Raw genomic sequence first — 14,053 nt, forward strand, 5'->3', positions numbered from 1 at the left:
ATCATACTGAGGCACGTCATGACAGCGAGCAATCTCAACCTTCTTTTGTCCCCCACCCGAATCGCCAACCTCCCCCTGAAAAATCACATGGTGATGGCGCCGCTGACGCGAAGCCGGGCGGGCCAAGGCGATGTTCCAACTTCCACAGTGGTCGAGTATTACCGTCAACGTGCAAGCGCCGGCCTCATCATTACTGAGGGTTCTCAGGTCTCGGCTCAAGGCAAAGGCTATATGAGAACACCGGGCATTTTCACCAACGAGCAAATCGCCGGCTGGAAACACGTGACCGACGCCGTGCATGCAGAAGGCGGACGGATATTTCTCCAGCTCTGGCACGTTGGGCGCCTGTCACACTCTCTAGTACAGATCGATAATCAGCTGCCGGTAGCCCCCTCAGCGATCAAGGCTGATGGCGAGATCTACACGCCTGAAGGATTGAAGCCTTACGAATCACCACGGGCTCTGAGTCTGCATGAAATTCCTGGCGTGATCGCGGATTTTCGCCAAGGTGCTGAAAACGCGAAGCGTGCAGGTTTTGACGGTGTGGAAATACATGGTGCGAACGGTTACTTGATCGATCAGTTCCTGCGCGATGGCACCAACACCCGAACCGATTCATACGGCGGCTCTGCAGAAAATCGCGCTCGGTTTCTTAAGGAGGTTGTGGAGTCGGTCATCGAAGTATTCGGTGCTAGCCGCGTGGGCGTTCGCCTGTCGCCGATTTTTAATTACTTCTCCATGAGCGACTGCGATCCCCAAGCGACATTCAACTATGCAGCAAAAATGCTCAGTCGCTACGGGCTAGCCTACATTCACGTAGTAGAAGTCGGTGCGGGTTCATTCGACTTCAGAGAACTAAAGCGTCGTTTCGCAGGCACCTACATCGCCAATGGCGGCTATGACGCGGAACGCGCAGAAACGTCGCTCAGAGAAGGAAATGCTGATCTGGTGTCCTTTGGCACTGCGTTCCTAGCCAACCCGGATCTGGTAGAGCGATTCGAACAGGGTGTCGCATTGAATGACGCAGACCCGACCACCTTCTATCAGGGTGAGGAGCGAGGTTATACGGATTACCCGACCATGGCCCAGATTCGATAACGATGAAGTGCTGCGGGAAGCGCAGTCGCTGCCAGCTGCCTCTCGCAGATCAATCGGGCCGGCAGGTAGCAATGCTGAGCCGGAGTAGGAGTCTGCGCCCTCTCCGGTAATCACCTGCAAATCTGCGGCAAGCCTGTCTTGACAAACAAACTGTGATCACATATCACTTAATGAGGTTTTCTTGTCTACGCACTCCGTAGCCACGAAAGAACTCATGAACAAAAATAAGACAGGACGCATTAGCTATGAACGTGATGAAGCGGCTGACACCCTATACCGGATTGAGAGTTTTGATTCCCGGTGGGGCAGCAGGCATTGGCGAATCGATCGCGGCTGCATATCTCGAAATTGGGGCAAGAGTCCATGTATGCGATGTAAGTGAGCAGGCGATCGCAAAATTTCGTGAGCGCTATCCAGAGGCTTTGGCCACATTAGCTGACGTCTCCGACTCTGCTCAAATTAAGCGAGTCTTCGAGATACAACAGGATTGGGTGGATGGGCTGGATGTACTTATCAACAATGCAGGCATAGCAGGGCCGACCGGCGGAATCGACAAAATTAGCGATGCAGAATGGGAACAGACAATAGACATCAATCTCAATGCGCAGTATCGCTTCGCTCATCATGCTGTCCCCCTCCTAACGAAGTCAGAACACGCACACATCATTCATATTTCATCGGTCGCGGGGCGCTTAGGCTACGCTTGGCGGACTCCATACGCCGCGACCAAGTGGGCCATCGTTGGTCTTATGAAGTCATTGGCAGCCGAGTTGGGCGAAAAAGACATTCGAGTCAACGCACTGCTGCCAGGCATCGTCGAGGGCCCGCGCCAGGATCGCGTCATCAGTGATCGCGCCAAACAATTAGGCATTTCAGAACCGGAGATGCGCCGACAAACATTGAAGAAAATCTCATTGCGCCGGATGACTCCACCCGAAGACGTGGCAGCAATGGCTTTATTTCTATGCTCTCCTGCCGCTAACAATGTGACAGGACAAGCGATCAGCATCGACGGTAATGTCGAGTATCTTTGATTAGAGAGACCTACACGTCTCGCCACCGACCTTGGTAGCGAGACGCTAATTGTGCGTGTGCTAGAGAGCTCGTTTCTCCCGAATCTCGTCACTTTCTATACCGGCACATCCGTGATCACAGTTGTCTGATTTTCCTATGCTGGCTGATCGAACCTGCCTATAATTCTCGCCATGAACCTATCCACACTCGTAACGCCCATGATCCGCCAGACCCTCAGTGCGGACGTTTATGCCCAGCTGCGTGATCTGCTGATAAGCGGACGCGTTATGCCTGGGGAAAAGCTCTCGCTCAGATCTATAGCGGACGCCCTTGGTGTTAGCGTCATGCCAGTGCGAGAGGCTGTTCACAGGTTGGTCGCTGAGCAAGCGCTTGAAATGGCGGCTAATCGATATATTCGCGTTCCGGTACTGACAGTCAGTCAATTCCGGGAAATCACCAGTATCCGGTTGAATCTGGAGGGGCAAGCTGCGGCTCGAGCTGCGAAGCTTGTAGATTCGCAGGCGCTGGATGAGATAGAAAAGATCCATGAGGCATTTTGCGCAGAGTTTGCAAAAGGTGTTCCCGATGAGTCACGGCTGATTACGCTGAACAAAGAACTGCATTTCGCAATTTACAATCAGGCGGACATGCCCATTCTGCTTCAGATAGTTGAGTCCCTGTGGCTGAGAATAGGGCCTATCATCAACTATGACCTGCGATCAGGCACGGAGCGTGTGGTTCAGCGAGTTCAAGCCAGTCATCACGCAGCTATGGTTGATGCGTTAAAGAAGGGTGATCCCGTTGCCGCCTGTGAGTCGCTGCAAGATGACATCAAAAGTGCTGCCGAGTTTATCCTGAATACAGGGGCGCTGATCGTTGCCGATGCGCACAAGCCTGTCGAAGCTGATTAACTTCAACGACATGTTTTAAAAAGAGGCGCCCTGGTATCAAGGCGCCTCTTTTTTGCTCGCTGATTACATTTGAGCGCCGATCATCCAAGGTACTGTTTCTTCGTTGCCGACGCCCAGCGCCTCGCTTCTAGATTTTTCCCCAGAAGCCACGCGTATGAGCATGTCGAAAATCTCTTTACCCTTCGACTCAAGGGTGGCATCGCCATCCATGACATCCCCGCAGTTGATGTCCATATCATCCTTCATGCGAGTGTACATTTTGGTATTTGTCGCAAGCTTGATCGAAGGAGCAGGTTTGGCGCCGAAGCACGAGCCGCGTCCGGTGGTGAACGCAACGAGGTTTGCGCCGCTGGCGATTTGGCCAGTGGCTCCCATCGGGTCGTAGCCAGGTGCATCCATAAACACCAAGCCTCGGGCCGTGATTGGCTCGGCGTAACGGTACACTCCCATGAGTGCGGAGGAGCCGCTTTTGGCAACTGCACCTAAAGACTTTTCAAGAATGGTCGTCAGGCCGCCAGCCTTGTTGCCAGGTGTGGGGTTGTTATCGATGCTGCCTTTTTCGCGGTCTGCGTAGCTTTCCCACCATTTGATAAGGTCGACAATACCCTGGCCGACCTCACGCGTTGCAGCGCGACGAGTCAGCAGGTGTTCAGCGCCGTAGATCTCCGGCGTTTCGCTAAGGATGGCCGTTCCACCTTGCGCTACGAGCATATCGACAGCCACGCCGAGGGCGGGGTTGGCCGTGATGCCTGAGTATCCGTCTGAACCGCCGCACTGGAGCGCCACGGTCAGGTGCCGCGCCGAGACCGGCTCGCGTCGGCACTCGTTGGCAACCGGCAGCATCGATTCCACGGCGGCAATGGCGGCATCCGCTGCGTTGCGGGTTCCGCCAACGTCTTGGATGACCACGGGAGCGATAAGCTTGCCGGTCTCGATGCCCTGGGCCATGAACAGCGCGCCCATCTGATTGGCTTCACAGCCAAGGCCGATCACAACCACGCCAGCGAAGTTGGCGTGCTTGATGAACCCGCCTAGCGTGCGCCGCAGTTGGTTCACTCCCTCGCCATTGTGCTCTATGCAGCAACCGAAGCTGTGGGTGATCGGCACCACACCGTCCACGTTTGGGTAAGCATCCAGCACACCGTTTCGCGAGAAGTGTTCAACCACCATTTTGGTAACAGTGGAGGAGCAGTTCACAGTGCTCACTACACCAATGTAGTTTCGAGTCGCTACTCGCCCGTCAGCGCGGACGAAACCTTGGAATATCACAGGAGAGGCTGCAGGCGACGCGACTTTGGCATCCTCGCCGAACGCGTAGTCTCGCTCGAACGTCGCCATCTCCAGATTGTGCGTATGCACGTAATCGCCTGGCTCAATGGGTTTAGTAGCAAAGCCAATGATCTGGCCATAACGCAGAACAGGATCACCTGGATTTACGTGTGCAAGGGCGATTTTGTGCGCTGCGGGCACATCGGCGAGCACCACGATATTACCGAACTCCGCAACCACGGTTCCTTGAGGTATCGAAGCCCGTGCGATTGCAACATTATCGTCGGAATGTAGTTTAAGTGCCAAGGATGTACTCTTCATTTTGTCCTCGCATTATCAGTAATACACGGCGCAGCCTGGGGCAATACAATGTTGTCCCGCGTTTTTCTAGTAATCGTTTCTTGTGCCTGACGTAGTTTCAGACTCAGGAATGCCGCGAGCGTTAAAAGAGCCGCTACAATAATGAGCCCATTCTTCGTGCTTCCAGTAGTTTGTTCAACGAAGCCCAGAAGTGAGGGGCCGAAGAAACCACCAGTAATACCAAAGGTATTCACTAACGCCAGACCCGCCGCCATACCTGCTCCCGCTAGCCTTGAACTGGCAAAGAGGAATATCACAGGCTGAACAACGAAAAACATCGATGCCGTAAGAGTGAATCCTATTAGTGCTATCAGTGGAGTGGTAAAGGCCGCGAGGGTCAATCCGGCCGACATCAGGAGCAGCCCACCGAACATTATTTTGCGTGAAATTTTCGGAGTAGTTGCATACTTTGGAAGAAACGCTGCCCCGAGTGCTGCTGCTATCCATGGGATTGAGTTTAACAACCCTATTTGTAACGATGACAAACCTCCATACGTGCCAATGATGCCCGGCAAGAAGAAAATCACCGAATACACACTAACTTGGTGGAGGAAGTACACCGCGATAGCAAGCCAGATCTGAGGGATTTTAAGAACGCCCTTAAAAGAATGACCAACATTGCCGGAGGCGATTTCTTCATCATGCTCTTTCTTCAGAACTTGCTCTACTTCAGTGACTTGTTCCTTTGATAACCAACTTGCCGTAGATGGGCCGTCCGGAAGCTTTCGCCAAATCACGACGGAGAATAGAACAGCTGGAATTCCCTCCAAGAAGAACAGCCACTGCCAGCCGTGCCAACCCCAGATTCCATCCATCTCTAACAGCAGCCCGCCAACCGGCCCGCTGATGATGTTCGCGAGACAGACCCCGATTAGAAAATAGCCACTGGCTCGTGCCCTTTGCTCACGACCAAACCAATAAGTTAAATAGAGCATTACACCTGGGAATAATCCGGCTTCAGCTGCGCCCAGTAGCGCGCGGGCAATGTAAAACGTAGTCTCATCGGTGATGAAGGCCATACCGGCAGACAACAACCCCCAGGTGATCATGATCCTGGTGATCCAGAGTCGGGCACCTACCCGGTGCATGATCAGGTTACTGGGTACCTCCATGAGTGCATAGGTAAGGAAGAAGAGCCCTGCACCAAAACCGTAGGCGGCAGCGGAAATACCCAAGTCTACTGCCATGTGTGTTTTGGCAAGTGAAATGTTAGTTCTGTCTAGAAAGCTTATAACGTAAGCAAAGATTAACATCGGCATTAGTTTGCGAAACATTAAAGCGTTCAGCGACTGTCCCTTTTGTATTTTTGTATGGGTCGTAGCTAACATGGTTCATTTCTCCTCATGAGGATAAGTTGCAAAGGCGCGAGTGTTGTGCTGCGGCCTTTAGTTATCAAAATATCCTCTAGATAGGCTTTACGGGGATGAATACCCGCGTTTAGAAATTGACGTTATCGCCACCTTTGAGCTTCAGGATTTCCCTCGCGTCAGCAGGTGTCGCCACTTCAAGTGAAAGCCCTTCGAGAATTTTGCGCATACGCGAGACTTGATCCGCGTTGCTTTTTGCCAATTGGCCCGGCCCGTCCCAAAGCGAGTCTTCAAGACCTACACGCACATGTCCTCCAAGCGTGGCTGATTGAGCACCAATGCTCATCTGCTGCTTTCCTGCAGGAAGCACCGACCACTGATAGTCATCTCCGAAGAGACGATCAGCTGTGCGCCGCATATGCAGGACGTCCTCGGGGTGCCCGCCGATACCGCCCAAAATGCCGAAAACCGATTGGATCAAAAACGGGGGTTTGATGAGGCCACGATCAATGAAATGTGCTGCGGTGTAGAGATGCCCAATGTCGTAGCATTCGATTTCAAAACGGGTACCGTTCTCACTGCATGACTCGAGGATGTGGGCTATGTCGGTAAATGTGTTTTTGAAAATGCGGTCATGGCTGCCGGCGAGATATGGTTCCTCCCAAGCGTGTTTGAACTCCTTAAACCGATTGAGCATTGGGTAAAGACCCATGTTCATCGTGCCCATGTTCAGTGAGGCCACTTCCGGTTTGAACTGATGTGCTGGACGAAGTCGATCTTCAAGCGACATTGTCGGTGCGCCACCTGTAGTCAGGTTGATCACCACATCGCTAGCCTCTTTGATAGCGGGCAGAAACTGCTTAAACAGTTCCGGATCCTGAGAGGGGCTGCCATCTATTGGATTACGGGCATGTAGGTGAACAATCGAGGCGCCAGCCTCAGCAGCACCAATCGCCGCTTCCGCAATTTGACCTGGTGTTACCGGCAGGTAACGGGACATGGAAGGTGTATGAATTGCGCCGGTGACCGCGCAAGTGATGATGACTTTACGAGCCATGGTGATCTCCTGGTTACTTTTATTTAGGTGTTCAGGATGAAGTGATGCCGTCAGGAATTTGGTGCTTGACGCTTGTGCGCAGCTAGCGCCATCAGGCGTCTGTCACGCCATGCGGATCGCAATGCAATGCCTTCGAGTTCAAGCTTTTGGCGACGCTCGTCGTGTACTCGGACAACCGCTGATTCCGACCAGTCAAAAGCATTTTCGGAGTTGATCGTCTCGCGATTTTGCTGACCGTAGCGTTTGGCATAGTCAGATACGCCGGCAGGGGCATTGAGATCGATAGTTTCGAAGGGGCCCATAAATGACCAGCGAAGGGCGAGCCCATCTTTAAGCACCCGATCAATGTCTTCTGAGCTAGCAAAGCCTTCCTCATGCAATTTGAAGCATTCATTGAGGACTGCGGCTTGAACTCGGTTCAACAAGAAGCCGTGGATCTCTCGGGATAGAACGACAGGGCTCTGCCCAGCTGCGGTGTAGATCTCATGCGCTCGAACCATCACTTCAGATTCTGTCCACGGCGCAGGGCATAGCTCTACAAGAGGAACTAAGTAAGGCGGGTTGGTAGGGTGTGCAACTACGCAGCGCCCCCGACCTGGTAGATCTTTAGTGAACTCGGAGGCCGGTAACCATGAAGTTGAACTGGCAAGAATCGCGTCCTTGGGCGCCAACGCATCCATTCGACTGAAGATGTCGATTTTCGCCTCTACCGTTTCCCGAACATTTTCCTGTACGAGCACCACGTCACGTAGCGCATCAGCCAAGTCGGGAACGCAAGCAATGCGTGCCATTACGGTGAGGGGGGCGTCATTAAGAAGATCGAACTCTGCGAGCTCATTAAGTCTCGCTTCGATGTAGGCATGGCTGTTCTGCATTGTCTGCAGATCCATGTCGTGCAAACGCACCGGATGTCCTGCCCGAGCAAAAACAATCGCCCAAGCTCTCCCAATCAAGCCCGCGCCAACGATTGCAATGGGGCCACGCTCGGTCGCAGATGAAGCTGTAGTTCGCATGATGTTCTCCAAATTTTGTATTTATGTTTAGGAGTAATCGTTTGAGCGGCTGGAGATCAAAGCTGACGCACAGATGCTCGCTCTGAGACAGATGCTATCCACTGTGATCACAGATCACAAGAAAATATTTCCGATTGTCAGACGATCGGCTATGCAGGCAATTTGAAGGTCGATATAGCACCTTCAGACGGCATGAGCCCCAGTGGCTCGACGCGCTTCAGGTTTGTTGTGGGGGAATTGAATAGGCTTTTCGGGATCGAATCTTCGCGTTAAATAAATGCAGAAAAGCCCGCTTGCCGAGCGGGCTCCTCAATCACATCGTTCAGTCGGCGTGGGCGTGACCCGCTTCACGAAGGAACGCGCGTACCGTGTCACAGAACTCCAGTGGGTTTTCAGTCATTGGATAGTGGCCAGTACCTGCAAGCACGGCGATCTTACTGCCGGGAATGCGAGATGCTGTTTCCTCAACCTTCTCTTGGTACACCAACCAATCCGCGTCACCGCGCAGAAGTAAAACAGGCGCTTTGATCTTTCCAACCTGTTGCCGTTGATCAAAGTTCGCATAACCTGTCAGGTCACCTTTCATCACCTGCGGCGTGGTGCGCGAGATCTGCCACACCACCTCCCTCGCACGATCTGGTGGAGTGCGATTGCCCGTCATCGAACGAGACCAGGCACCAATGATCTCTGGCCCATTCATGAGCAACATATCGAGGAAGAACTCGGAAACCGTCGGGGTAAAATCTGCCCCTTCAGCTGAAATGATCGCGCTGTATGCATCGGGTCGCCGTGCCCCCAACTCCAGCACCAGATTGCCACCCATCGAGCATCCCATGATGGCGGGCCTCTCAAGTCCCAAGGCCTCCATAAGGTGCTCATTGAACTCCGCATGGCGAGTGAGACTGTGGAATGGGCCTGACTCGGGTAGCTCTGATTTGCTGTGCCCAGGGGCGTCAATTGCAATGACGCGGAACTCATCTGAGAGACCGTCCAGTACGTGCCTGTACATCAGAGAATCTTGTGATGCTGCGTGGAAGCAAACGAGTGGACGCCCCTCCCCTGATTCTTCGTAGTAAACGCGAATCCCATCAACAGTAATGTACCGTCCTACCGTCTCTTTCCCCGACGGCTTAGGCCCGGGAGAGTACGAGACTGGTGGGTTATTATTGGCTTTCCCTACACGCTTCATTGCGTCGAACGCGCGGGCCATCACGTCTACGTACTGCCATGCAGCGACCACGTTGCCCTCAAGCTCAAGCTTTCCCAATCCAGGGGACAACGCTTCAAACCAGTCGATCTTTCCGTCAAGAACGCGCTGCCACTCATCATCAGCACCAGACACGATGATGTCAGCGCCCAACGGGCTTCCTTCCGGGTAAACCGCAACGACTTTACCGGCGAGAACCGCAAGCGTTGAGAAACCTGTGCTGTGCTTGAATTGAATGCGCCCATCAAAATAGCGAGCAGCGGCAGTCCAATCAGCATCACCATTTAACTCGTCAGCGAACTGGCTCAACCATTTGGCATCATTAATAAGGGTCATGACTTTCTCCTAGCTTTAGCTATCCCCAAGGGGATTTTCTTGTAAGTGCAGGTACGATCGGTTCGTTACAAACCCATGTTGCAAGAGGACTTCGATACCAGCGCCTTGTCGTACTTAAGGAACCAGCCGGTAGTTTCACGGGTGAAGAAAATGGTGATGATGCCCGCCAGTACCATTAGGCCGGAGATAAAGTAGAGCGCGTAGTTGTAGCCCGCAGCCTGCTCAAAGCCACCACCTGCGCCGATGAACATCCCGATCACGAATGGCCCGAAGCCACCGGCGTAAATACCGACGTTGACTATTGAGCCCGCCAAGCCAGTCGTGCCTTGCTTCGCAGAGTCAAACGCAATGGCATACAGCAACGTGTAGGGCGCGTTCATCGCGAATCCAGCAAACAACTGAATCGCGATAAGCCAAGTCAGGCTGACGGATGAGTATTTGAAGAGGTACATGCCCACCGCAAGCCACGCGAAAACAAGCACTAGGCAAAGTTTTCGGCCTGCACGGTCTGAAATCCATCCCCAAACGATCTGGCCGATACCACCCGTGATCGTGAAGAGCACCGAGTAAGCAGCTGCCTCTGCGAAGTTGTAATGGGCAACAAAAGCCAAGTACTGAGGTAGCCAGAAGCTGATGCCGAAGTAGCCTACGATTGCGAACATCGAGATAAGAGCGATAGCGGAGATGTTCGGATTTTTCATTGCCGACTTGAACGCGCCTTTGGGCACCTCAACCACACCCTGTACCGCGTCCATAGATGGAGGGGTCTCACCCACGGCTCGAGCGTGTTCAACAAAGGACTCGTAACGTTTCTTCGTACTGAACCACCAGTAGACCGAAAAGATGATGATCATCGGAACAGGGAACAGCAGGAATGCCAAGCGCCAATTTTCCGGGCCGTAAGCGTGGAGTAGAGCACTGATCGCCAAGCCACCGATCAATGTGCCCCAAGGGTATCCGGTGTGATGAAGTCCTAGAGCGAAACCACGGCGCTCCTTCGACCACCACTCAGACAAGGAGGTGACTTCGATGGCTTCGCCAGCACCGCCAAATGCGTGAGACATCACTTGCAGCGCGACAAGCACTCCAAGCGAGCCAGTCAAGAAATTGAGGCCGGTCAGAAAGGTGAATAGCGTGTAAGCGATCACGATTGGCAGGTGCCGGTATTTTCGCATCCATCCCTGACCGCCTTTATCAGCCCAAATCATGCAAGGCACGGCTATCAAAGATGTTGCGATCGTGATGAACGCGGCAAGCAGTCCAGTCAGCTCAGCGCTTGTCTTGAACTCGCTGGTGATGGAGGGCAATACCATAAAGAACATCTGGCGGGAGTTGGCATCCATGGCATACACGAGCCACAAAAGAGCCATCGCGCCCCACGAGGCTGCACCTGCTCCTTTGGGCACACGATTGACCGCAGGTATTGCTTCGATTTTGTCTTGAGCAAATCCCATGGGGATATCTCCGGGTATTTATTTTTATTCTCCGGCTGAGGATCGGTGTTTTGCACACATAAGCCTCAACATCCGAGATGATCCAGCACTTGTCGTACTGCTCACCGTGGACAGAGGTTATGGCTCAATTTCAGGGCTGAATATAGCTGGCAAAGCACACCTGCTGTGACCGCCAGGAACAGGTCAGTGGCACAGAACCAAGGGACTACCAGTTGCAGCACCATCGCCCTTGAGCGTGTAGGTGACGAAGTAAATGCTTTAGGGAAAAGGCACCTACGTCCGACATAGCTTCGTTTGACGGCACAACCAAAACCAACCATACTCATGCTCGGTTTAGCTCGATCATGATCGATTTAGAAGGATTTCAAGCATGACCTCGACACTTGAAACGTTTCCTGGAGAACGCCAGCAACTTATTCAAGACCGACTGGGAAGGTATGGACGTGTGATTGCAACCGATCTGGCGAGTGAGTTTGGTGTATCCGAACACTCTATTCGACGCGACCTAAGTGTCTTAGCGGCTGCCGGTCTTTGTAAGCGCGTCTACGGCGGGGCAATCCTGATGCGTGAATCGAAGGATCCAATGGACATCAGGGTACTTCAGGACTCATCTCGCAAGGATAGACTGGGTAAGACCGCCGCCTCATTTTTGACCTCAGGACAACATGTGTTCATTGATGCGGGCTCAACAAATATGGCGATCGCCAGTGCGATTGATCCACAGTTGCAACTGACCATTACCACCAACTCGCCATTAATTGCAGTGCAATTGATGAGACTGCCACGCGCCGAAGTCATTCTGTTGGGGGGGCTCCTAGATCCGATGACAGGGGGTGTAACCGGATTAAGATCTGTCCAGCAATTACAGCAATTTAACTTTGACTGCTGCTTTATCGGAGCCTGCGCCATCGACCCTTATAATGGCGTGACAGCATTCGAATTAGAGGACGCAGATTTCAAACGCGCGGTCATCGCGGCAAGCGGCCAGCTTATTGTCGCGGCGACCAATGAGAAGCTTTCTAGCGTCGCGCATTATCAAGTGGCGGAGTGTACTGAGGTCGCAGCCCTGGTGGTTGAACATGATGCTCCACGAGAAAGACTGGAGCCTTTCCTTACGCAGATTTCCAATGTCGTCATGGCGCGCTGAAATTGCCAGCTACCAGCACAATAAGCGTCGGTGCCGACCGACTGTAAAAAGCCCAAAGGCTCAAGGTCTTACTACCTTCCATGGATGCTTAATCCATTTTTCCTGAAAGAACTCGATGAACACTCGGATTCGAGGACTCAGATGCTTACGGTCTGAATAGAGGAGGTAAATAGGCTCCAAGATCTCTGCTTTATACTCGTCAAGCAGAAGCACCAGCGAGCCATCTTGAATGTCTTTTCCGATGTGGAAATCTGCGAGGCGGACTATACCCGCGCCTGATTTGGCCATGTCCCTCAACAGTTCGCCTTGGGTAAACGATCCTCGGGGCTTTACAGGGGTCGTCACACCCAGACCGTCCTGGATAAAGGCCCATTTGTTCCAAGGGCTGGCAAAACTGAAGTTAAAGCATCGATGATTCATCAGATCTTGTGGCTGCTGCGGTTTTCCATACTTTTCCAGGTAGTCAGGTGAAGCACACAGCAACCATTCACATTCGCCTATCTTCTTTGCGATTCTGGAAGAGCTCGGAAGAATCCCGCTGTGGATGGCTATGTCCAATCCCTGCTCGAACTGGTCAACGAACTGAGCGCCTAACTGAATCTCGACATCAAGACCGGGATAGGTGTCGAGGAATTCCGGCAACCAAGGCACGATCTGCTGCTTCGCAAAAGAGGTCATCGTGTGGATGCGAAGCGTGCCACTGACCCTTGAAGGAAGCCCTTCTGCCAGAGAGTCAGCTTCACTCATCGCCTCAACCACAGCTTTCGCACTGCGCAGATAAGCAGCCCCCTCCTCCGTCAGAGTGAGGACTCGGGAACCCCTCTGGAACAGTCGAACCCGAAGCCGATCCTCTAGCCGCGCTATCAATTTACTGATGGCCGACGGAGTCATCTCATGCGCCCTGGCAGCAGCAGAAAAACTTCCGCATTCTGTTGACCAGATGAAGGCTAGCATTTGGGAGTATTGATCCATTTCGGTACGCTCCTTACGCGACTGAATCTACCTGTTTATCTACACAAAAAACGCGCCGTAGCGCGTTCTTTTTTGTACCAAAATCAGCGAATGAACTGCTCGATATAATCGTCCGGCAAGCCCAAATTTTTGTAATGGCTGCGGGCAGCTTCCAGCTTGGTGAAAACGTCTTCATAGCCGACCGCGACACCCTGTGGGTCGACGTAAGTGTAGCCACCCTGAACGTGGAACCAAGTAATCATTTCTTCGACATCTTCAGGGACGAACAGAGTGTGAGTCTCCCCTGGCGGCTCGAATGCAAAGGAGCCTTCATCAGCAACCCAATCGTGTTCGAGGTAGTACCAACGCCCCTTCAACACGATCGCATGCACTGCACCTGAGTGACGGTGACGTGACAAAACCCCGCTCTGCCGCACTCGGAGCAAGTTGATGTAGTACCCACCGCTAACGCTCAGCAGCAGTGGTTTGAAAGATACTGACTTGGTGACAGGCACCCAGAGATTATCGTCTTCGAGCCAAGTGGTCATAACGCCTGGATGCACCATGTCTGGAGACATGAAAGGCACCTGCGGCAAAGCATAAGGAATGGCAAGTTCATCAGGTTTAACGGGCGTATTCATTATAATTTCTCTCAACGTGTGACTGGCGAGCGAGCCAGGTTTTCAATCGCTGAGTGAGAGTAGGTGATGCTCTCGCACAGGAGAATACTCAGAAATTCACACCATCTGTGACCACTCGTCACAGCGCGTAAGGCTCATCCCGTTGAAGGCCGCGACCCATCTAAGACGCCTACAGCGCCCGAGTTCAAGCGATTGACCCAGCAGATTTTTCATTGAGTGGATAGCGGCTAGCAATGGACGCGCCCCATTAGAGGGGACACATTTTCCCCAATACCTTCACTACCATGC

The 14,053-nt window shown here is 52.9% G+C and carries 12 protein-coding genes; 4 read left to right on the forward strand and 8 right to left on the reverse strand.

Translation table 11 applies throughout. The annotated features are described in order from the left end of the window. Positions 1 to 18: 18 nt before the first annotated feature. From M2396_RS05760 to M2396_RS05770, 3 genes are all read left to right on the forward strand, one after another. Entirely contained in the window at positions 19 to 1,098 is a 1,080-nt protein-coding gene (locus M2396_RS05760) for an alkene reductase (RefSeq protein WP_259073686.1), read from the forward strand. A 245-nt stretch (positions 1,099 to 1,343) separates the two neighbouring features. After that, positions 1,344 to 2,132: an SDR family oxidoreductase gene (locus tag M2396_RS05765; RefSeq protein ID WP_259073687.1), complete on the forward strand. Its 789-nt coding sequence runs from the start codon at positions 1,344 to 1,346 to the stop codon at positions 2,130 to 2,132. Positions 2,133 to 2,330: 198 nt separating this feature from the next. After that, positions 2,331 to 3,023, forward strand: coding sequence for a GntR family transcriptional regulator (locus M2396_RS05770; protein ID WP_258197107.1), 693 nt, complete (start codon positions 2,331 to 2,333; stop codon positions 3,021 to 3,023). A 63-nt stretch (positions 3,024 to 3,086) separates the two neighbouring features. Here M2396_RS05770 and M2396_RS05775 read toward each other — a convergent pair whose 3' ends face one another. The 6 genes from M2396_RS05775 to M2396_RS05800 form a co-directional block, all read right to left on the reverse strand. After that, complete coding sequence (locus M2396_RS05775; RefSeq protein ID WP_259073690.1) at positions 3,087 to 4,613, reverse strand: UxaA family hydrolase; 1,527 nt, start codon at positions 4,611 to 4,613, stop codon at positions 3,087 to 3,089. Continuing rightward, the gene (locus M2396_RS05780) at positions 4,610 to 5,980 is read right to left on the reverse strand and encodes an MFS transporter (RefSeq protein WP_259073692.1); all 1,371 of its coding nucleotides are present in this window, start codon (positions 5,978 to 5,980) and stop codon (positions 4,610 to 4,612) included. The genes M2396_RS05775 and M2396_RS05780 overlap by 4 nt, the downstream gene beginning before the upstream one ends. A 109-nt stretch (positions 5,981 to 6,089) precedes the next feature. After that, positions 6,090 to 7,016 (reverse strand): 3-keto-5-aminohexanoate cleavage protein, encoded by a 927-nt coding sequence (locus M2396_RS05785; protein WP_007913166.1) that lies wholly within the window; start codon positions 7,014 to 7,016, stop codon positions 6,090 to 6,092. A gap of 50 nt (positions 7,017 to 7,066) precedes the next feature. Next, positions 7,067 to 8,029, reverse strand: coding sequence for a 3-hydroxyacyl-CoA dehydrogenase (locus tag M2396_RS05790; protein ID WP_259073700.1), 963 nt, complete (start codon positions 8,027 to 8,029; stop codon positions 7,067 to 7,069). Positions 8,030 to 8,351: 322 nt separating this feature from the next. Next, the gene (locus M2396_RS05795; RefSeq protein WP_181105993.1) at positions 8,352 to 9,572 is read right to left on the reverse strand and encodes an alpha/beta fold hydrolase; all 1,221 of its coding nucleotides are present in this window, start codon (positions 9,570 to 9,572) and stop codon (positions 8,352 to 8,354) included. 65 nt (positions 9,573 to 9,637) lie between these two features. After that, a complete protein-coding gene (locus M2396_RS05800; RefSeq protein WP_259073703.1) occupies positions 9,638 to 11,026 on the reverse strand; it encodes an MFS transporter in 1,389 nt (462 codons plus the stop codon). Positions 11,027 to 11,396: 370 nt separating this feature from the next. On the opposite strand from M2396_RS05800, the gene M2396_RS05805 reads away from it, so the two are divergent. After that, complete coding sequence (locus M2396_RS05805) at positions 11,397 to 12,173, forward strand: DeoR/GlpR family DNA-binding transcription regulator (RefSeq protein WP_259073704.1); 777 nt, start codon at positions 11,397 to 11,399, stop codon at positions 12,171 to 12,173. A gap of 60 nt (positions 12,174 to 12,233) precedes the next feature. Here M2396_RS05805 and M2396_RS05810 read toward each other — a convergent pair whose 3' ends face one another. Then, the gene (locus M2396_RS05810) at positions 12,234 to 13,145 is read right to left on the reverse strand and encodes a LysR family transcriptional regulator (protein ID WP_181105996.1); all 912 of its coding nucleotides are present in this window, start codon (positions 13,143 to 13,145) and stop codon (positions 12,234 to 12,236) included. Positions 13,146 to 13,228: 83 nt separating this feature from the next. Further along, positions 13,229 to 13,765, reverse strand: coding sequence for a 2,4'-dihydroxyacetophenone dioxygenase family protein (locus M2396_RS05815; protein ID WP_007913179.1), 537 nt, complete (start codon positions 13,763 to 13,765; stop codon positions 13,229 to 13,231). Between the last annotated feature and the right edge of the window lie 288 nt (positions 13,766 to 14,053).

It is taken from the genome of Pseudomonas sp. BIGb0278 (assembly GCF_024809895.1).
In the GTDB taxonomy this organism is placed as follows: Bacteria; Pseudomonadota; Gammaproteobacteria; order Pseudomonadales; family Pseudomonadaceae; genus Aquipseudomonas; species Aquipseudomonas shirazensis.

Coding starts and splice junctions, on each gene's coding strand:
- M2396_RS05795 (WP_181105993.1), bottom strand. CDS start 9,572: ATGACCCTTATTAATGATGCCAAATGGTTGAGCCAGTTCGCTGACGAG.
- M2396_RS05765 (WP_259073687.1), top strand. CDS start 1,344: ATGAACGTGATGAAGCGGCTGACACCCTATACCGGATTGAGAGTTTTG.
- M2396_RS05775 (WP_259073690.1), bottom strand. CDS start 4,613: ATGAAGAGTACATCCTTGGCACTTAAACTACATTCCGACGATAATGTT.
- M2396_RS05805 (WP_259073704.1), top strand. CDS start 11,397: ATGACCTCGACACTTGAAACGTTTCCTGGAGAACGCCAGCAACTTATT.
- M2396_RS05770 (WP_258197107.1), top strand. CDS start 2,331: ATGATCCGCCAGACCCTCAGTGCGGACGTTTATGCCCAGCTGCGTGAT.
- M2396_RS05800 (WP_259073703.1), bottom strand. CDS start 11,026: ATGGGATTTGCTCAAGACAAAATCGAAGCAATACCTGCGGTCAATCGT.
- M2396_RS05790 (WP_259073700.1), bottom strand. CDS start 8,029: ATGCGAACTACAGCTTCATCTGCGACCGAGCGTGGCCCCATTGCAATC.
- M2396_RS05760 (WP_259073686.1), top strand. CDS start 19: ATGACAGCGAGCAATCTCAACCTTCTTTTGTCCCCCACCCGAATCGCC.
- M2396_RS05785 (WP_007913166.1), bottom strand. CDS start 7,016: ATGGCTCGTAAAGTCATCATCACTTGCGCGGTCACCGGCGCAATTCAT.
- M2396_RS05810 (WP_181105996.1), bottom strand. CDS start 13,145: ATGGATCAATACTCCCAAATGCTAGCCTTCATCTGGTCAACAGAATGC.
- M2396_RS05815 (WP_007913179.1), bottom strand. CDS start 13,765: ATGAATACGCCCGTTAAACCTGATGAACTTGCCATTCCTTATGCTTTG.
- M2396_RS05780 (WP_259073692.1), bottom strand. CDS start 5,980: ATGTTAGCTACGACCCATACAAAAATACAAAAGGGACAGTCGCTGAAC.